The 20,692-nt window shown below is 39.7% G+C and carries 17 protein-coding genes; all 17 read left to right on the forward strand.

The features are described from left to right. Positions 1–185 precede the first annotated feature (185 nt). The 17 genes from IJ535_RS11200 (at position 186) to IJ535_RS11280 (ending at position 20,690) form a co-directional block, all read left to right on the forward strand. Positions 186–1,388, forward strand: a complete 1,203-nt coding sequence (locus tag IJ535_RS11200) for a glycosyltransferase family 4 protein (protein ID WP_294302745.1) — start codon at positions 186–188, stop codon at positions 1,386–1,388. Positions 1,389–1,538: 150 nt separating this feature from the next. Continuing rightward, a complete protein-coding gene (locus IJ535_RS11205; protein WP_294302748.1) occupies positions 1,539–2,633 on the forward strand; it encodes a glycosyltransferase in 1,095 nt (364 codons plus the stop codon). Further along, positions 2,599–3,963 (forward strand): oligosaccharide flippase family protein, encoded by a 1,365-nt coding sequence (locus IJ535_RS11210; protein ID WP_294302751.1) that lies wholly within the window; start codon positions 2,599–2,601, stop codon positions 3,961–3,963. Before IJ535_RS11205 ends, IJ535_RS11210 begins: the two co-directional genes overlap by 35 nt. Positions 3,964–4,049: 86 nt before the next feature. Next, positions 4,050–4,937, forward strand: a complete 888-nt coding sequence (locus IJ535_RS11215) for a formyltransferase family protein (RefSeq protein ID WP_294302754.1) — start codon at positions 4,050–4,052, stop codon at positions 4,935–4,937. Next, on the forward strand, positions 4,937–5,605 hold the full coding sequence (locus IJ535_RS11220; protein ID WP_294302757.1) for a PIG-L deacetylase family protein: 669 nt from the start codon (positions 4,937–4,939) through the stop codon (positions 5,603–5,605). The genes IJ535_RS11215 and IJ535_RS11220 overlap by 1 nt, the downstream gene beginning before the upstream one ends. A gap of 8 nt (positions 5,606–5,613) precedes the next feature. Beyond that, the gene (locus IJ535_RS11225; RefSeq protein WP_294302760.1) at positions 5,614–7,044 is read left to right on the forward strand and encodes a capsular polysaccharide export protein, LipB/KpsS family; all 1,431 of its coding nucleotides are present in this window, start codon (positions 5,614–5,616) and stop codon (positions 7,042–7,044) included. A gap of 203 nt (positions 7,045–7,247) precedes the next feature. Then, complete coding sequence (locus IJ535_RS11230) at positions 7,248–8,225, forward strand: NAD-dependent 4,6-dehydratase LegB (protein ID WP_294302763.1); 978 nt, start codon at positions 7,248–7,250, stop codon at positions 8,223–8,225. Positions 8,226–8,412: 187 nt separating this feature from the next. Continuing rightward, a complete protein-coding gene (locus IJ535_RS11235) occupies positions 8,413–9,579 on the forward strand; it encodes a LegC family aminotransferase (protein ID WP_294302766.1) in 1,167 nt (388 codons plus the stop codon). A gap of 268 nt (positions 9,580–9,847) precedes the next feature. Beyond that, the gene (locus tag IJ535_RS11240; protein ID WP_294302770.1) at positions 9,848–10,888 is read left to right on the forward strand and encodes a sugar phosphate nucleotidyltransferase; all 1,041 of its coding nucleotides are present in this window, start codon (positions 9,848–9,850) and stop codon (positions 10,886–10,888) included. Between the two features lie 21 nt (positions 10,889–10,909). Next, positions 10,910–12,577 (forward strand): DUF2142 domain-containing protein, encoded by a 1,668-nt coding sequence (locus tag IJ535_RS11245; protein ID WP_294302773.1) that lies wholly within the window; start codon positions 10,910–10,912, stop codon positions 12,575–12,577. A gap of 69 nt (positions 12,578–12,646) precedes the next feature. After that, a complete protein-coding gene (locus tag IJ535_RS11250; protein WP_294302776.1) occupies positions 12,647–13,849 on the forward strand; it encodes a glycosyltransferase family 4 protein in 1,203 nt (400 codons plus the stop codon). Between the two features lie 43 nt (positions 13,850–13,892). After that, positions 13,893–14,723: a glycosyltransferase family A protein gene (locus IJ535_RS11255; protein WP_294302780.1), complete on the forward strand. Its 831-nt coding sequence runs from the start codon at positions 13,893–13,895 to the stop codon at positions 14,721–14,723. Between the two features lie 2 nt (positions 14,724–14,725). Beyond that, the gene (locus tag IJ535_RS11260) at positions 14,726–15,778 is read left to right on the forward strand and encodes an N-acetylneuraminate synthase family protein (RefSeq protein ID WP_294292090.1); all 1,053 of its coding nucleotides are present in this window, start codon (positions 14,726–14,728) and stop codon (positions 15,776–15,778) included. 219 nt (positions 15,779–15,997) lie between these two features. After that, the gene (locus tag IJ535_RS11265; RefSeq protein WP_294302783.1) at positions 15,998–16,699 is read left to right on the forward strand and encodes an acylneuraminate cytidylyltransferase family protein; all 702 of its coding nucleotides are present in this window, start codon (positions 15,998–16,000) and stop codon (positions 16,697–16,699) included. Continuing rightward, entirely contained in the window at positions 16,699–17,871 is a 1,173-nt protein-coding gene (locus IJ535_RS11270) for a DUF6077 domain-containing protein (RefSeq protein WP_294302786.1), read from the forward strand. The genes IJ535_RS11265 and IJ535_RS11270 overlap by 1 nt, the downstream gene beginning before the upstream one ends. A 245-nt stretch (positions 17,872–18,116) precedes the next feature. Continuing rightward, positions 18,117–19,400, forward strand: coding sequence for a ComEC/Rec2 family competence protein (locus IJ535_RS11275; protein ID WP_294302789.1), 1,284 nt, complete (start codon positions 18,117–18,119; stop codon positions 19,398–19,400). Between the two features lie 24 nt (positions 19,401–19,424). Beyond that, the gene (locus tag IJ535_RS11280; protein ID WP_294302792.1) at positions 19,425–20,690 is read left to right on the forward strand and encodes an O-antigen ligase family protein; all 1,266 of its coding nucleotides are present in this window, start codon (positions 19,425–19,427) and stop codon (positions 20,688–20,690) included. Positions 20,691–20,692: the final 2 nt, after the last annotated feature.

Raw genomic sequence — 20,692 nt, forward strand, 5'->3', positions numbered from 1 at the left:
AAATTATGTTCTCCGCTCACTGATGTGATGCTCCGAAAATAATTTTTCGTTACCTACAGACTTGGGATACTCGTAAACTATAAGTAGGATGTAGATAACAAAAATTTATTGTCTGTAAGGAACATCTAGTGACTGGAAGATAATAAATTTTTGTTATCGTAACATCCGGGAGAATGACTACGACTATGAAAAAAGCGCTTATGCACGCCCATACGGCGTATATGGTGACACAATTTAATATAGACAACATTAAGATTTTGCAGGACTTGGGTTATACCGTGGACGTGGCTTGCTGTTGGAAGGATGATGACAGCGCACTCAGTCCAGAGGCTATGGTACAGCGTAGAAAGAAGCTGGATGATTTAGGCTGTAGAGTAATTGAAACAGCCAGCCTAAGAAAGATATTTAATATCGGCGAATTATCAAAGGCTTATAAGCAGATAAAGGCTGAGGTAGAGGCTAATCAGTACGAGATAGTTCATACTCAGTCGCCTATAGGAGGCGTTATCTGTCGTCTTGCTTGTAGAAAGGCAAGAAAGCAGTACGGCACCAAGGTGATATATGCAGCCCATGGTTTCCATTTCTTCAAGGGAGCATCAGCTATCAACTGGCTCATTTATCACAACGTGGAAAAGTGGTGTGCACGATTTACCGATTTGTTGATAACTATCAACAAGGAAGATTATGAAAATGCCAAGAAGTTCAAGGCGAAGGAAGTTGTTTACGTGCCAGGGGCTGGGGTAGACACTCATAAATTTGTGGCAAGCGAAGGCGCCCGCAATAAGATTCGCAGCGAGCTTGGTATCAAGGATGATGAAATTGTTCTTCTATCTGTTGGAGAGCTGATTCCTAGAAAGAATCATGCCGAGGTGCTAAGAGCTCTTAAAATTATGAAGGACCGAGGGGTTCTTGCACATGAGGACTGCGATGAGCGTGTTCAGCCTAAGTACAAGATTAAATACCTCATAGCTGGCAGAGGCAAGATAGAGATAGAATTAAAAGAGCAGATAAAGACCCTGGGTCTTACTGATAATGTAGAGATGTTAGGATTTAGGACAGACATTGCAGATGTTTTTGCAGCTAGTGATATCTATGTATTTCCTTCTCACCAGGAAGGTCTTCCAGTAGCTTTGATGGAGGCTATGAGCGTGGGAATGCCTGTGGTATGTAGCAAAATTAGGGGTAACACAGATCTTATCGTAGATGGCGAAGGCGGATATCTTTTTGATTCAAAGGATGCCAAATCATTAGTAGCTGCCCTAAACAAAGCCTTGGTTGATAACGAAACCAGACGAGCCGAAATGGGTCAAATCAACGTAGAAACCATGAAGTCTTTCGATAAAGAACGCGTCAACGAAGTAATGAAAGAGTTATATAGTAACATATAAAATTTCTAGGTGAGTAAATTGTGGTTAGCATAATAGTTAATAGATGAGTTGACTGTAGATAACAATATAATAGTTTTCTGTAAGTGACATCAGTCACTGGAAGAAATCTATTTATTGTTAGCGTAACAGTCAACGGATTAGGGAGTTTTTATGAAGGTATTGCATATTTCGAAGTCTAATACATATAGCGGCATGGAGAATGTTGCTATAAACATTATTAAGTCTATGCCTGAGGAAATCCACAGCGTGTATTTAACTGCTACAGGCTCTGTGGAGACAAAGCTGTTAGAACAGGACATAGAATACATTGGGGTTGAGAAGGTGGATGAGGATATTATTAAGCGCACCATTGATGAGGTGAAGCCTGATATCATCCATGCCTATGAATACGATTGCAGCCTAATGTGTACCAAGGTTACAGACACTATTCCAATTATAAGCCATCTGTATTCTGTGCCTAAATGGGTGCAGAAGATTGGTCCAAAGTCAGTTATATACGGAAGTGCCTGCAAGAATTTTGCCAAAATCATTATTCCTAATAAGAGGGTTGAAGATAAGGCCTGGTTCAAGGATAAAATGGCAGGTAAGACAGTGGTGCTGGGCACTCCATTCAATGCCGTCAAGACATTTGAAAAGGGTTATGTAGCAGGCACCGAGATGAGTAAGGAAAAGCTGGATAGCTTTAAATCAGACCTTCTGTTTGTAGGCTATCTTACAGATAATAAGAATCCATACGAATTCGTCAGGATTGTAAATGAAGTAAGAAACACCCATCCGGATGTTAAGGCTGTCATGGTAGGTGGCGGCGATTTGGGTAGCGAATGTCTGGAGCTAATCGGCAAGATGAATCTTAATGATAACATTAAGATGGTAGGTCTGCAGCATAATCCTTATGTCTATATGAATCAGACTAAGATTCTGGTTGCTCCATCCAAGTTTGAGGGCTTTGGAATGGCAGCAGCAGAGGCTATGGCCTTTGGTAAGCCAGTACTTGCCAGCAAGGTTGGTGGATTTGTGTTAACCGTGGACGACGATTGTGGAAAAATCTGTGGCACAGACAAGAAGCCTGTGGATAGAGATGCCTTCGTCAAAAATATCATAGAGCTTCTTGATAACAGCGAGATATATCGTATGAAGTCTGAAGGAGCCAGAAAGCGTGCAAAGGATTTGAATAACTTTGACACATACATGGAAGAAGTTTTAAAGATTTATGAAGATACTTACAAAACTGCTAGACAAAATTAAGAGTGCAGATTTCATATTGGTGACACTTTCAACAGTGGCATGCTCTGCTATGTCATTTGTATTTAGTGTCTATAATAAAAGAATTGTTGCAACATACCCACTTGGAATATATAGCACATGTCTGCTTGCCCAGACATATATGAATTACGCGCAGTTTGGTGTGTTAAATGCTTATAACAGGGATTATCCTCAGGCTCTTGGCAGGAAGGATTATGCCGAGGCAAATAGGCTTAAGAACACAGCAATGACATTTATGCTTATGGTGTATGCCATAGTGTTTGTAGTTTTTGAACTGTGGGTGGCTATCTATTACGGTGGCAGGATTGGAAAAGATGTGGATAGCACATATTATGCATTTGGCTACATGCTTTGTCCTATTATGATTCTTCTTAAGAGCTTTGATGATATGTCAAATGCCACTGTCAGAATGAACGGCCATTATAATAAATCGGCTGTCATTGGTTTTGTAAGAACAGTACTTGCTCTTATAATAGGTGTTATTGCTATCAATGTGGCAGGATATTATGGTCTGTATGCCATGACACTTTCATCTGCAGCTCTTGGCATAATTATGTTTAGAAGCGAGGCGTTCAAGGGTGCAAAGCTGACATTTGATTGGCAGTTTATGAAGGTGATGATAATAGGAGGATTGCCACTTCTTATTAACAGCCTTATTTGGACCATCGTTCAATCTGTAGATAAATTCGTAATCCTTGGATTTTTGTCAACTGAGGATTTAGGTGTGTATTCGGTGCCACTGATGGGATTTACCACCATGGTGCTTGTACCACAGACCATATCCCAGGTGTTTTATATCAAGATTAGCCATCTGTATGGAGCTAATCACAATGAGACAGAGCTTCTTGAAAAGGCTGCATATTTCAGCAGGGTTACATCCTTTATATCAGGAGGCGCCTGCCTGTTTGTATATTTTGTAATGCCTATATTTGTTCACTTCTTTATGCCTATGTATACAGAAGGTACAGCGGCTACCCAGATACTGGTAGTGGGTGTTGCAATCTATGCAACAACCATGCTTTACGGAAATATTTTTTCGGTGTTAAAGCTTAACAAATCATTGATTGCAAACTCAGTGGCGCTTTGCATTTTCAATGCCATCTTTTCTAGTGCCCTGGTGCTTTTTGTTGAGCGCAGTATCAATATGGTAGCAATCGGAACAGGATTGTCCTACGCACTGTACTCACTGCTTCTTGTTATTAAGCTGTCTAGGAGATTTAAGTTCTCATTTTGGAAGCTGATAGTAAATAGCTGGGGGCCAGCGGTTGGGATAATGATTCCAGGGCTTTTGATTTACAGATTGATTTTTTAGAGAAACCAGCGTTGGTTCAATTTGACAATATAAGCACTTCTATTTAAAATTAATAGAATGCATTAATAGGGATAAGAGGTTTTATTTTGAAGAAAACTTTGTTTATAGGATGTGTGGAAAGTTCATACGTATTACTGGAAGCTATGCTTAAGGCAGGCTTTGTGGTGGCAGGAATTGTTACTATGGAACAATCTGCAATCAATGCAGATTTTAAATCATTAGTACCTCTTGCAGATGAATATAATATCCCATGCATTTGCACTAAGAATGTTAATGACGAAGAAACAGTAGGATTTATCAGAAAAATATCACCAGAGGTTATATATTGCTTTGGCTGGTCCAGATTAATCGGTAAGGAAATTTTATCTATACCAAAGTATGGCGTGGTTGGATTTCATCCAGCGGCTTTGCCATGTAATAAAGGGCGCCATCCTCTTATTTGGGCCCTTGTGTTAGGCCTTAAGGAGACTGCATCCACATTTTTCATCATGGATGAAGGGGCTGATACAGGAGATATTATAAGCCAGAAGCCTGTAGCTATATCAGATACAGATGATGCGGCAGATTTGTACGCTCATGTGCTTGAGGTGGCAAAGGAGCAGGTGCTTGAGTTTACCAAGGCTTTTGCTGAGGATAGAGTGGAGCCTAAGAAGCAGGATTCTACAGCTGGAAATGCCTGGAGAAAGCGTGGTCGCATGGATGGCCAGATAGATTGGCGCATGTCAGCAAAGGCTATTTATAACCTGGTTAGAGGTCTTACCCATCCTTATGTGGGGGCACATTTTATGGCTGGGGATGCTGAGATAAAGGTATGGAAATGTCAGGCTATTGCTACAGAAGATCATGCCAATATCGAGCCTGGTAAAATTATAAAGGTTAATTCTAATACAGATTATATTATAAAAGCTTATGACGGGCTGGTTCACATATTAGATTCGGACCCGGTTGATTTAAATGAAGGAGAGTATCTTTAATGAAAGTACTTGTTATTTCGCCACATCCAGATGATGAGACCTTAGGCGCTGGCGGAACTTTACTTAAGCTAAAAGAAGAAGGTCATAAAATCTATTGGCTTAATGTTACTAACATGAAGACAGATTATGGCTATACTAAAGAGCGTGTGGCAGAGCGCAATGCCGAAATCGAGGCTGTTGCAGCTGCATATAAGGTGGATGGTTTCTACAATATGGAATTACAGCCTGCAGGTGTAGATGGTTACGATTTAGGTGAGCTGATACCAGAGTTTAAGAGCATATTTGAAGAGGTTAAGCCAGATGTGCTTTTCATGCCATATCAGTATGATGTTCACTCTGACCACAGGGTGATTTTTGATGCAGTTTATTCTTGTACTAAATCATTCAGGGCACCATATCTTAAGACTGTGCTTTGTATGGAAATAATATCTGAAACTGACCAGGCAGAAGGTTCCCACGGATTTATCCCAAATGTTTTCGTGGATGTGACTGACTACCTGGATAAGAAAATAGAAATAATGAAAACCTATAAGAGCGAAATCGATGCCAGTCCATTCCCTCGTAACGAGGATGCAATCAGAGGCTTGGCAGCTTATCGCGGGGCAACAGCTCATTATAAATATAGCGAGGCTTTTTATCTGGTAAGAAGTCGCGTGGATAGTTTTTAGGAGAGAAAATGTACACTATATGTTTTATGGCAAGGCGTCCTTTCGAGGATTTTTCGCCAGCCGTATACAAGAAATTAAAAGAAGCTCATGACGATGTTAAGGGCGTGTTTATCACCTGCGACAAGCAGGAATCAGCTTACGTCTGGGCTAAGTTTAACGAAGAAGAAAAAAAGGATATCCAGGTTTGTGAGATTTCTGAATTCATGAACAAGCATTGGGACGAATTCACAATAGAAAAGCTTGCTGAAATGGAAGCTAAGTATGATGCAAGACCTATTTGGAAGTACATCTACACAGACAGATATTTGATTTATAGAGATTATGATTACTGCGTGCATACAGCTGCAGGTCTTTTTGCGTTTTGGGAATATGTGTTTAACACATATCATGTGGATTTCTTCTATGATGAGGTTATCGCCACACTTCTTACATACGCAGCTTATTTAGTTGGTAAGAAGACAAATACAGGCTATTATTCACTGATGTTTATGAGAGCCTGTGGTATGGATTTGACTCATCATTATATCTTAAATGACCCATTTGAGAAGATGTATGATATGCCAGAGGATTACGCAAATATCCCTGTCACTGAAGAACAGCGTGCTGCTGCAGAGGCATACTTGACCAAGTTTGAGGAGCAGCACTCTAAGCCTGCATTTATGAAGTTCTCAGGAACAAAGCCTAAATGGAAGCCAATCTTTTTTGCGTTACCATTTTTCTACCTGAGACAGAGATTCTTCAATCCTCTTACCAGGGATAAAGGCTCATATATATATTACAAGTGTTATGAGCACACAATGGATCAGCTGGTATTCTATCTTAGATATTCTAAGGGTAAGAAATATTTTAAGAAGGCTGATTACAGCAAGAAGTTCGTGTACTTCCCACTTCACATGCAGCCTGAAGCAACAACAATTGTGTGTGCTCAGAAGTATGAGAAACAGCTGTATTTTATCGATAGTCTGGTAAAATCCTTGCCAGCAGATACTATGCTTTATGTTAAGGAGCATTATTCATTCTTAGGAATTCGTGATAACAGCTTTTACGAGCAGCTGCAGATTTATCCTAATGTGGTTCTTATTGACCCATGGGAGGATTCAATCAAGCTTATTGAAAAGAGTGAATGTGTAGCCACTCTTACAGGTACTGCAGGTCAGGAAGCCATGATGCTTCGCCATCCGGTATTTATGAGTGGAGACATTATTTATAAAGGCGCCCCAGGTGTTATGTACCTAGAGGAAGTATTTGGTAACTACGAAAAGATGATGAGTGAATATAAGCGCCCAACCAGAGATGAGGTTATCCAATACATGGCAGTCTACATGAGCCACGCAAGGCTCGGTAACACCTACGTCCTAAGCGAAGATCGTCTTTCCGACGAAAACCTCGCAAACGTAGCCGAGTCGATGTATTCGTATTTCGTAGAGATGAAATCGTAGGTGGTATGTATCATATAAGTCTGTTTTTAGTATTTAGAAATATAAGGATTGGAAGAATAATATAAGACTCAAGCAAGACCTTCTCGAACCGTCGTTACTTAGATGGTCCGATAGGAGCATCTTATGTAACGCAACGAGTGAGAGCAGAGCGAAAGCGTGTCTGCTGGAGTTTTATATTATTCTGGAAAGCCGTAGGAGGTCAAATGAGTAAAGTATTAGTTACAGGTTCAGATGGATTTATTGGTTCTCACTTAGTTGAAGAATTAGTTAAAAAGGGATATGAGGTAAGAGCTTTTGTATATTACAATTCCTTCAATAATTGGGGATGGCTCGACACTCTTCCAAAGGATATTATGGATCACGTAGAGGTATTCGCAGGCGATGTCCGCGACCCTAACGGTGTTAGAGAGTCTATGAAGGGTGTAGATGCAGTATTCCATCTTGCAGCCCTTATTGCAATCCCCTTTAGTTATCATAGCCCAGATGCTTATGTAGATACTAATATCAAGGGAACACTTAACGTGCTTCAGGCTGCTAGAGACCTTGGCACACGTGTACTTGTTACATCTACATCAGAGGTTTATGGTACAGCTCAGTACGTACCAATCGATGAGAAGCACCCTTACCAGGGTCAGTCACCATATTCAGCTACTAAGATTGGTGCAGATAGATTGGCAGAGTCATTCTATCGCTCATTTGATTTGCCTGTTACAATCGTGCGTCCATTTAATACATTTGGTCCACGTCAGTCAGCTCGTGCGGTAATTCCTACAATCATCACACAGCTTCTTGTAGGTAAGGAAGAGATTAAGCTTGGTTCATTAACACCAACACGTGATTTCAACTATGTTAAGGATACAGCCCATGGCTTCATCGCCATGTACGAAAGCGATAAGACTATCGGTCAGGAAATCAATATTGCAACACAGAAGGAAATCTCAATCGGACAGCTTGCCGAAGAGCTTATCCGCCAGATTAATCCAAATGCAAAGATTATCTGCGACGAAGATCGCCTCCGTCCAGAAAAGTCTGAGGTAAATCGTCTCCTTGGCTCTAACCAAAAAATCCTTCAGCTCACAGACTGGAAGCCTCAGTACACCTTCGAACAAGGCCTCGCCGAAACCATCGCCTTCCTCCGTGAGAACTTAGATAAGTACAAGGTAGATATTTATAACATTTAATATATTAACAAATTTAGATGAGCTGTAGCAGAAGGCATATACACATACATAAGACCTTCTTGAGCCGTCGTTACTTAGATGGTCCCAAAGGGAGCATCTTATGTAACGCAACGAGCGAAAGCAGAGCGCGAGCGTGTCGTTGTATGTGTATATGACTTATGCGGCAGCGGATTAGAGGTGTTTCAAAATGGCAGATGAATTCATTGCACTTTCAGTTCCTAATTTAAAGGGAAATGAATTGAAGTACGTTACCGATGCAGTAGAGACTGAGTGGGTATCCACAGCAGGCCCTTATGTGTCAGATTTTGAGAAAAAGGTGGCAGAGTACGTTCATACTCCAGCTGCTGTCAGCACACAGAATGGTACATCAGCACTTCACATTAGCCTTATGCTTTGTGGCGTAAAGCCAGGTGATGCTGTAATCGTTCCTACACTGACATTTATTGCAGCAGTAAATCCTACAAAGTACGCAGGTGCTGAGCCTGTATTCATGGACTGTGATGATAGCCTTTGCATGGATCCTGTAAAGCTTAAGAGATTCTGTGAAGAAGAGTGTGATTTCACAGATGGTAGATTAATTGATAAGCAAACAGGTCGTCAGATTAAGGCTATGGTAGTGGTGCATGTATTTGGTAACATGGCAGACATGGAAGCCATCATGCCAATCGCTGAAAAGTATAATATCAAGGTTATTGAGGATGCCACAGAGGCGCTTGGAACTTATTATACTGAAGGAAAGTATGCTGGTAAGTTTGCAGGTACAATCGGTACAATAGGATGCTATTCATTTAATGGAAATAAGATTATCACCACAGGTGGTGGCGGTATGATTGTCTCTAACGATGAGGCACTGCTTGCTCATGCTAAGCATCTGACTACTCAGGCAAAGGCAGATCAGGCTAATTTCATCCATGATGAAATCGGCTATAACTATAGACTTACAAATCTTCAGGCTGCACTGGGCCTTGCTCAGATGGAACAGTTAGAGGATTTCATCAAGGTTAAGACAAAGAATTATCATTTGTATAAAGAGGCAATTGATAAGATGCCAGGTCTTCACGTGCAGGATTTCCGCCCAGGTATCCGCAGTAACTACTGGTTCTACTCAGTTGTATTTGAAAACGATGAAACTGGCCGTGATAAGCTTATCGAAGCCCTTAAGGAAGAGCATATTCAGTCTCGTCCTATCTGGGGTCTTATCTCCGACCAGCTTCCATACGAGGGCGCCCGCACCTACGACCTAACCTGCGCCCCATGGTACTGGCACCGCGTAGTCAACGTCCCATGCTCAACCAACCTGGACGAGTCCGGCGTACGTCGTGTAATAGATGTAATTAAAAATTTCAGTGAATAAAATTCAGATAACAATAAAATATTTCTGGAATGAACATCTAGTGATTGAAAGAAATATTTTATTGTTATCGTAGAATTTTATGGAGTAAAAAATTTAGATGAGCAATCTGGAATTGACATATATATAAACTAAGACTGACCTTCTTGAGCCGTCGTTACTTAGATGGCACGTAGTGGCATCTTACGTAACGCAACGAGCGAAAGCAGAGTGCAAACGTGTCAGTTGTGTTTATATATATGGCAATGTAAGATTGCGGAGTAGATTATTTATGGAAAATGTATTCATTAAAGAAGATGACACAATTTTACATGCTATGCGTACAATTGATGCAAGCAGCCGCCGCACAGTGTTCATTGTGGACGATAATAATAAGCTGCTTGCAGCTCTTTCAGAGGGTGATGTTCGTAGATATATCTTGTCAGGTGGAGATTTAAATGAGCCTGTTAAGTTGATAGCTAATTATAAGCCAAGAAGTCTGAAGGAAGAGGAGAAAGAGGATGCTCGTAACTTCCTCTATCGTCATAACATCGAAGGTCTTCCTATTGTTGATGATGAGGGCCATGTAATTGATACAGTCTTCTGGAGTGAGAATCATTATAAAAAGCATTCTACCCTTAGTACCCCTGTTGTTATGATGGCAGGTGGCAAGGGCACACGTCTTTATCCATATACAAGAATCCTTCCAAAACCTCTTATTCCTGTGGGGGAGAAGCCTATTGCGGAGCTTATTATGGATAGCTTTGCAGACTATGGAATCGATAGAATGATAATGATTGTTAATCATAAAAAGAATATGATTAAGTCTTATTTTGGCGAGGCTGAGAGGCCTTATAGTATTGATTTCGTAGATGAGGACACACCTCTTGGTACAGGGGGCGGCCTTGCGCTTTTGAGAGGAAAGATTGATGAGACATTTATCCTTACTAATTGCGATATCTTAATTGAAGAGGATTACTCGAAGATTTATGAGCATCATAAAAAAGAGGGTAATTTGATTACTATGGTGTGCTCTCTTAGAAACTTCCAGGTTGCTTATGGCGTGGTAGAATTTGGTGAGCATGGCAATATCTTAGATATGAAAGAAAAGCCGGAGTTTAGCTTCTTTACAAACACTGGCATTTATATAGTTGAGCCAGAGGTTATTGATTATATCAAGGACGGGGAGTTCATTGGCTTCCCGGATATCATCAATAGACTTAAGGACGATGGTAAAAAAGTTGGCGTATATCCAATCAACGAAAATACATGGATGGATATGGGACAGCTGGACGAGCTAAGCAAGATGGAGCGTAGACTTGCAGGAAGATAGGCTTGCCTGAAAGGATTAATAGTGGAAAAAGTAAAACAGTATTTTTCAGATATGAATAAAGAGAAGGGCTTACAGATTGGTGCAGTTGTACTGGCAGCAGTGGGAATCATTGGGGCTTTAGTATTTTTCTTTACTAATTGCATGAATCTAACAGCTACCAAAAGATATAATGCTTATTTTGCACTTATATTTATTGTGATGATTGCACTTACAGTTTATCTTGCAAGGATTCTAGTGCTAAATAAGAATTGGTCTTACCCTAGGCTGTTTGTGATACTGGCTATCGGCTGGACATTTTGTATGCAGCTTGTAATGCCTCCTATTTCGGGACCTGACGAGGTGCAGCATTATTACAGTGCTTATCATTGTTCTAATATCATGCTTGGAATGAAGGATCATAATCTTAGCATGGATACCAGTAAGCTTGGAAGCTGGGTTCAGGATGAATCATTCTTCTACATGCGTGCGGAAGATTATTATATGATGCCATATTTGGATGTTACATTCCCTTATCAGTATGCAATACTTGCCCAGGGCAATTTTATAAAGCATGCTGATGAGATGCAGGAAAATATAGAATGTAAAATCGCACCATCAAAGGCATCTAGATATTTGGTATCAGGTGCTGGTATTACCGTGGCAAGATTACTTGGATTTGGCTTTGCCGGGGTAATATTTATGGGAAGATTTTTCAATTCCCTATCACTTATAATTGCAGGCTACATAGCACTTAAGCTTCTTCCGGTGGGAAAGCATCAGTTCTTTACTTTTGCACTGTTCCCAGGGGTGCTTCATATATGCAGCTCTTATTCATATGATAATATGAGCATTTTGTTCTCACTTGCATTGTTTACATTAGTGCTATATTACAGTCAACCTCATGTTAAGCTACATGCTTGGGATATTATTATTCTGGCAGGCTGTGTAGTTATATTGATTCCTAACAAGATAGTTTATGCTCTTTTTGTAGTATGGTTTTTTGCCATTCCACTTAAGAAATGGTGGACAGATGTGGTGCTTTCCAAGAAGTGGTATGAATATATAATTCTTGGTGTGCTTGGTCTTGGCGTTGTAGTTGTAGCAAAGAAAGTAGTTACTAAATATTACTACTTTATAATGCAAAATGTATTCTGGAAATGGTCTGGAAATACAATTGAAACAGATACAACAAGGGAAGCACTCAGTTGGGAATATTTTGTTGATCATAAATTAGAGGTGCTTAAGTTCACATGGGAAGGAATTAAGGTAGATTTTTGGTACAACATCAACCACATTATTGGTCGCGAGCTTGGTCATATTAAGCTTAACGCTGAAGTGCCATGGGTTTGCATTATTGTAATGTTGCTATGTTTACTCGTGGGTCTGATTTTCATCAAGGGTAAGCGAATCAAAAAATGGCAGATGGTGGTTCTAGGTTTAGGCTTAGTGATGTGTGTAGTGGCTATTTTCATTGGATGCATGACTAGATTCACACCAGCAGAAGGAAGCCAGAGAATCCAGATTTCATTTAGATATTTGATTCCAGTGTACATGTGTATGTGCATAGGACTTGGAACGGATGCCAAGGAAAATAAGTTGGCATTAGCATTGATTTATATTCAAAACATTATGCTAATTTTCTCTATGTGTGGATTGTTACATTTCTTGTTCCACTTAAGAGATGGAATGCCAGCTCCGTTTGAATTTTAAAATAAGTATCGCCCAAAATAATGGGCGATATTTGTGCGTTTAAAAATATAGATAGATTTGAGAGAATAAATGGACAGACATATATTGATTATATGCCAGTATTTTTATCCCGAGCAGTTTAGGATAAATGATATGGCATTTGAGTGGGTAAAAAGAGGCTACAAGGTCACTGTAGTGACAGGTCTCCCAAATTACCCAGAGGGGAAAATATTTGAAGGCTACGGCCTTTTCAAGAAAAGGCATGAAATAATAAATGGTGTAGAGGTTTATAGAATTCCACTGATACCTAGGGGAAATGGAAAGCTTGGATTAGTGCTTAATTACTTTAGCTTCCCATTTTTCGGATTCTTTTGGAACATGTTTACACATATCAAGGCTGATGAAGTATACATGTTTGAAACATCGCCAATGAATCAATGTAAGGTTGGCGTTGCTTATGCTAAGAAGCATAAGGTACCTTGCTATTTGTATGTACAGGACCTATGGCCAGAAAATGTAGAGATGATAACAGGCATCCATTCGCCACTTTTAGTAAAGCCAATTGAGCGAATGGTGAGAAAGATATATAAGGGTTGCACCCATATATGGGGAACCAGCCCAAGCTTCGTAGATTCAATTCGTAAATACGTAGATGAAGAAGAGCAGGATAAGGCAAGCTTTTGGCCACAGTATGCAGAAGAATTCTACGAGCCAAAGGAAAAGATTGCACACAAAGGCTTTAATGTAATATTTACAGGAAATATTGGCCAGGCCCAGGGACTTGAAATACTTCCAAAGGCTGCAGCTATCATTAGAAGTGAAGGGGTAAAGGATATTAGGTTTACCATAGTTGGTGATGGCAGAGCTAGAGAAAGCTTTAAGGAAAGCATCACTGCAGCAGGAGTGTGGGACTTATTTGAATTTGCAGGTAGAGTAAAGCCTACCGAGGTTCCAGGAATACTTGCCAAGGGTGACGCAGCTTTTATCTCATTTGCAGATGACGAGCTTTTCGCCAAAACTATTCCTGCTAAGCTGCAATCCTACATGGCTTGCGCAATGCCAATCATTGCCTCAGCCAAGGGCGAGACAGCCAGGGTAATCGCCGAAGCAAAATGTGGAATGTGCTCAGACATAGGAGATGCAAGAGCCTTAGCTATGAACATCATAGCCATGCGCAACCTCCCAACACCTATCCGCCTTCAAATGGGCGAAAACGCCCTAGCCTACAACCAGGAGCACTTTTCCAAGAAAAAACTTATGGACTACATGGACACTTTTCTGGCTTCTCCATAAGTAGGGAGAAGCTGTCACCGAAGGTGACTGATGAGGGTATGAAATGAAAACAGCATTATCCACAGTAATCTACAAACAAGCCCACCCTTATCTACAGGACCTACTAACATCCGTGGATAACCAATCCGATAAGGACTTCGACTTGTTGATAATTAACGACAACTACACAAAGGAAGAGCTTGAAAAGGTAGAAACGCAAATACAAAGTACCGTTCATGGCATCAATGTCCACATCGAGGACCTAAGTGAAAGAAAGCTTAGCATTGCAGGCACTCGTATCGAAATGCTAAAAACTGCCAAGCGCCTAGGCTATGAAAGCCTAGTCCTTGTAGACGCCGACGATACAATTTCGCCTACAAGAATGGAAAGCTTTATTAAGTCTTTTGAATTAGACAAAGACTGCGTATTCTTTTATAATAAGTTCGTTACTGAAACAGGTGAGGATGTGTTTAAAACTTTGCCTGAAGCAGTAGAAGATATCAAGCCAATAGCGCAAGCTAATTTCCTTGGATTATCAAATACCGGCATTAGGCTAACAAGTCTAAACGCTGACTTCTTAGATAGCCTGAATGAAGGTGCAGTAGCAGTATTTGACTGGTATTTGTTTAGCAGAATCATTATGGATATTGGTACAGGTGCTTATGTAGATAATGCAGCTACAATCTATCGTATTTATGATGACAACACTGCAGGCACTACTAGAGATTTAAATAAAGAGTACGATGTAAAGACTACTCATTACAATAATCTGGCAAAGCGCTACGATTATTTCAAACAATTGTCAGCTAAGCTAAGTAAGATTGATAAATCGACACTTACGCTTTCAAATAACCATCAGGGATACTGGTGGAGTGATATTAGTATGGAGGATTAATTATGAGATTTAACTATGCCGATTTAGTAGCAGGAAATCAGAGACCATACGTCATTGCGGAGCTTGGTGCTAACCACAATGGTGATATGGATTTAGCTAGAACACTTATAAAGACAGCAAAGGAGTGCGGTGCAGATGCTGTTAAGCTTCAGTCTTGGACAGTAGATGATCTTTTCTCTAAGAAGAAGTACGAGGATAACTACTTCCTTGGCGATGACTATCGCAATCGTACAGATTACACACTTAAGTCTATTATGGAAAAGTATGCTGTATCTAAGGAACAGCATATTGAGCTTAAGAAATACTGTGATGAGTTAGACATCGATTTCTGTTCTACACCATTTTCAATGGCAGGAGCAGATATGCTTGTTGACGAGCTGCATGTTCCATTCCTTAAGATTGCATCACTTGACGTAGAGAATATCCCATTCCTTAAGCACGTAGGTAGCAAGGGAGTACCTGTTGTTATTTCTACAGGTCTTACAGGTATGGATGATGTATGCGCAGCAATCCAGGCTCTTGAGGAAGGTGGATGCCACGAAATCGCAATTCTTCACTGCGTATCTATGTACCCACCAACTGACGAAATCGTAAACCTTAACAACATGGATATGTATAACATGGTATTCGATTATCCAGTTGGATATTCTGATCACACAATTGGTACAGTTGCACCAATCATGAGTATCGCAAAGAATGCTTGCATTATTGAAAAGCATTTCACAATGGATAAGAACATGGAAGGCTGGGATCACAAAGTTAGTGCAGATCCAGCTGAGCTTAAGGCTATTTGTGATGCTGCAAGAAGCGGTTACAACATGCTCGGAAGCTACCGCAAGGTAGTAGTTGAAGACGAGAAGCGCCGCGAGGAATTCAAGCGTTCTATCGTTGCTAAGCACGACATGCCAGCAGGCCATGTACTTACAATGGACGACCTTGACTACAAGCGCCCAGGCACAGGCATCTCACCAAAGTACTACGAAATGGTTCTCGGTCGTACACTCAAGCATGACGTTAAGTACGACGACATCTTCCAGTGGGGCGATCTTTCATAGTACATAATAGTTTATAATGTGCTTGTAGCTATCAAGCTCTAAGTGTTGCCTAAGCGTAGCTTTCTATGCGTAGCGTGGCAATATCTTAGGCTTGATAGTGTAACAAGCTTTCAGATGAGGCTGTAGATAACAAGCTATTATGTTTCTCAAGCGAATAATCTATGAGCGGAGAAATATAATGCTTGTTATCGTAACAGCCGGACTAAAGGATAGAGGAAAATGATAGCATTTATACCAGCTAGGGGCGGCTCCAAAGGAGTCCCAGGCAAAAATATAAAAGAAATTTGCGGCAAGCCTCTGATTGCTCACACAATTGAGGCTGCCCTTAAAGCAGACAAAATAGATAGAGTAATCGTTACTACAGATGACGAAGATATTGCCCGTGTTGCCAGGGAAGCAGGCGCAGAGGTTCCATTTATGCGTCCAGCTGAGCTTGCCAGCGATACAGCCTCTGCTGTAGATGTGTATCTTCATGCAGCAGAATTTGTGGCAAATGAAACAGGCGAGCCTGTAGAGAAGTTTATGGTGCTTCTTCCAACAGCACCTCTTCGTGACGAAAAGAATATTAACGAGGCTATAGAGCAGTTTGAAAAGGATGGTGCCACTACTCTTATTTCATTTACAGAGGCAGAGTGCCCAGTGGGATGGTATCATACCATGGATGAAGAGGGACGTATTAAGAATGCCGGCTTTGGCGCCAAGGGTTCTAACGTAGCTAACCGTCAGACTAACGCTACATATTACATCCCAAATGGAGCAATCTATATCTTGGATTACAAGCTTCTTAAGGAACAGCGCACCTACTACTGCGATAACACTTATGCTTATATTATGAGCAGAGCTGATTCAATTGACATTGATTATCCAATCGATTTTGAAATAGCAGAATTTATGATGAAAAAGAAATTAGGAAATAACTAATGATATTAATTAGAGCATTGGCCTTTCTATTGCACTTTACATTGGTGCCAGTAGCTGTAGGCAGACTAATTACATATAGGGCAAGAACTAATTGGATTGCCGATTATCTGGTAGGTTTCTTCGGTAATCTGGCAATCTTTTATGTTTTGTATACCGTGATTGAGTGGATACAAAACTGGTGCACATTAAATGATCCATTGCATGGAGCTTATACTATGTTGCTCAGAGTATATGGCATAGTGATGATTGTTCTTTTTATAGCTTGGCTATGGTTAGATAGAAAGCAAATCTTAAGAACTTACATGAAGATGAGATTTAAGGTTGCAGGAGTTAGGGAACAAATACGGGAGAATAGATTTAATGTAGTCTATGCAATGATTTTTTTGCTAATTCTTGCATTACAATTATATATGGCTTATGGATATGAGATTAATGAATGGTCATATGATGATTATGATTATGTTGTTACTAGTAAAGACACAATAGAGTCTGATACATTATCATGGGTTAATTATATCGATGGTACAATTCCTAATGTGCAGGAAAAAAGAGCTGTTGCATCATGGGGAACATATGTGGCAATGCTTTCATCTACAACAGGATTTGAGGTAACAACTGTTTATCATACAATTCTACCTGTTTTTTTATTGTTACTTGCTTATATTAATTTTTATTATATCGCTACCTTTTTGTTTCAAAAATTAGAAGATAGATTTGTATTTTTGATAGTGTTATCAGTAAGCTATATATTTGGGTTATATTCACATTATTCCACAACCTTTAGATTGCTTGGTGCATTGTGGCAAGGAAAAGCGGTACTTTCTGTGATTGCGGTGCCTTTCTTTATGCTTTACTTGATTAGGGCATATAAGAAAGAAGTAAAAACTATATATATGTTGCCTATTGCTGCAGTATCATTGGGGATAAGTTCTCTTACTTCGTTAGCGGTACTGTTTGTGCCAATATTTACAGTGTTAATTTGGGCTATGATGTGTGTATATCATAGAAAGGTATATGGCGTTAAATATTTGTTGGCTAGTTTAGTTGGTCCCATATATGTAAGTATTTTCTATGTACTAATTTGGATGCTAAAGCAGGATATGCAAAGTTATGATTTTAAGTATTTTAAGAATAGAAAAAGAAATGAATGGTGGCTTCAATGGTTTCACTAAAGTATTTCTTTAGTATGACAAAGGCGTATTGGGGAAGCATAGGCTTCGCCTTTCTGTTCACCATTTCGTTGATTGCCATACTATTTTTAGAGAAAGAAAAAATAAAACGATACACCTTTCTATGGTATTCATTATTGGTGTTAGTTTTCATATATAATCCCCTTACGTTATTTTTATGTAGGAAATTTTTAGAGCCAACTACTTTTGATCAATACTACCTCAGGTTTTACAGCTTAATTCCAGTGATGGCTGTTATTGCATATATGTTCACACTGCTTTTAAAAAGGCTAAATGGTATTAAGAAGCTTGCAGGCTTAATAGGTGCATGTGCTCTAATTGCAGTACTTGGAAATTGCATTTACACTGAGGATTGGTTTACAAAGGCAGAGAATCGTAATAAGGTGCCGCAGGATGTGGTAACGATTTGCGATTTATTTGCAGAGGATGATTCTGAGGTTATCAGAATTATGGCACCTCAGGATATCGCAGTTTACTTAAGGCAGATGGATAGCAGATTTTCCATGCCATATTCCCGCTCACTTCCTGATGAGGCCTACGAGCTTACTAACGAGAAACCAGACCCATCAGAAGTGGTAAGCTATGCTAAGGAAAATAATGTAAGCTATGTGGTTGTCTCAGCCATAGATGGAGTGTTAAACACATATCTAAATTATGGATTTAAGCTGTATGGACGCACTGCCCACTATGCGGTGCTTATTCCTTTCGAGCCCACCTGGATCCTTACTGAATACCCAATGTCATCCGGTGACCAGGGAATGTGCTATACTATGGAAAATACATCTGACGGTACACTTATTGTTATCGATGGCGGTGATGCAGCTAATGAGCAAACTGTCAGAGCTGCTATCAATAAAAGAGGTGGTACAGTAGATGCCTGGATAGTTACCCACTATCATCAGGACCATGTGGATTCATTCAACGCTATATATGCTGACCCTCAGGGAATAGATATTAAAGAAGTATATACCACACCGCTTGATGCAGATAAGTTTTATTCTGTAGCCCAGGAATGGGATGATGTAGATTCCTTTGACACATTTATGGAAATAACAAAGGAAGCAGATAACATCAACTACGTTTCAAGAGATGATGTACTTACATTTGATGATTTAACAATCACATTCTTCAATGCTTATGATGATGTGGTGATAGATTGCGGTGAAGACATTCCAAACAATGATTCACTGGTATTTAAAATGGAAACGCCAATGCGAAGTGTGCTTATCTGCGGTGACTGTCACAGCAGGTATATGGCAGATTATTTGGTAAAAACCTATGGTGACAAGCTTAAATCGGATATTCTTCAGTGTGGTCACCATGGCAACAATAGTATGCCAGAGGATACAGGCTTTTACGAAACAGTGGCACCAGAGGCTGCTATATTTGATACACCTGATAAGATTATGACCAGCCCTAATTACACTGCAGGTGCTCTTGCAGCTTATCTGCAGCAGTTGGGAAGTAGAATCATCTGGTATAAATCTGCACCAAATGTGTTTGGACTATAACTAGTCAAAAGAATTGAGAAAGATATGGAAATAATTACAAAGAATAAAAAGCTAATATCAGCAATAATAATAGCAGCAATATTTTTTGCAAGATGTAACCTGGGGCTTACTTATAACAAAGGTTTTATGCTTACAAATGTAGCATTTACAGGCGTAGCAATCCTTTTCATTGGTGCACTTATGCTTAAGGACAAAACAATTGCAAAAGCATCTACATTAAACCTTGCTACCCTTTGGATTGTTGCATTTTCGTTGTTAGTATTCATCTATGGACATTACAACATAGGAACACCGCTTGATTTTTACAGCAGACAGTACGCACTACTTACTATAGTTCCATCACTATGTATTATGGTTATTTTGTATTATAATCATAAGGATTTGCTGGATATATTATCGCTGTCAGGGGCATTTTTGATTGTAACATCACTTATTACTAGCTTATTATTTGATCCTGTTTGGTCTGAATGGGTGGATGGAACAATTTCAGAATCCCGTGTTGGTACAACGCCAGCTGGTACTTGTGTAGATACAGCCAATATTATATTGGTATGTCTAGTTCCTATTCTTTATAATATATATGCTAACAAGAAGCTAAAACAGTTTGGGTGGGCAGTAGTGCTTGGAATTTTCCAGATATTTGCATCTGGTTCCAAATCATCTATGATTCCACTTGTATTTGTTTTTGTTATAATGATTGTTGGCTCATCTAAGGATAAACAGATTTTAAAGCGGAATCTTATTATATTGGCGGCCGCCATGGTAATTGGCGTGATCCTTGTTATGACTGTTCCGCTTCTGTACAGAATAGTTGGAAGTAGATTTGTGGAATTATTTACTGGTGTAAATGATACAGAATTTGATTTGCACACAAGCACAGGACAGAGAATGGCTGTTGCAGCAGCTTTTAAGGAACATTTCTGGGAAGCACCACTATTTGGACATGGTTTTTATGCTTTTAAAGCTATGCCATATTCCAATTTAGAAGAATACCGTGAAAACGGTGTGACTATGTATAAGCATTTACAGATACATAACAATTTCATGGAGATTTTATTCTCATATGGTATTGTAGGATTTGTACTTTATTATTGGTTCCCAGTTTATCTGCTAATCAAGACCTTTGTGTCTAAAAACAGACAAGTATGCATACTGGTTCTATCCCTTTTAGTTTCAGTATTCTTTATGGATATAGGGCTTGATATGTATTACAAATATATAACATCATACTTAGTATATTTTATTGCCTTTGTTCTAATCAAAACAGCAGGCAAAAATCAGGAGGATTAAAC

The sequence above is a fragment of the Pseudobutyrivibrio sp. genome, from assembly GCF_017471675.1.
Taxonomy (GTDB): Bacteria; Bacillota; Clostridia; order Lachnospirales; family Lachnospiraceae; genus Pseudobutyrivibrio.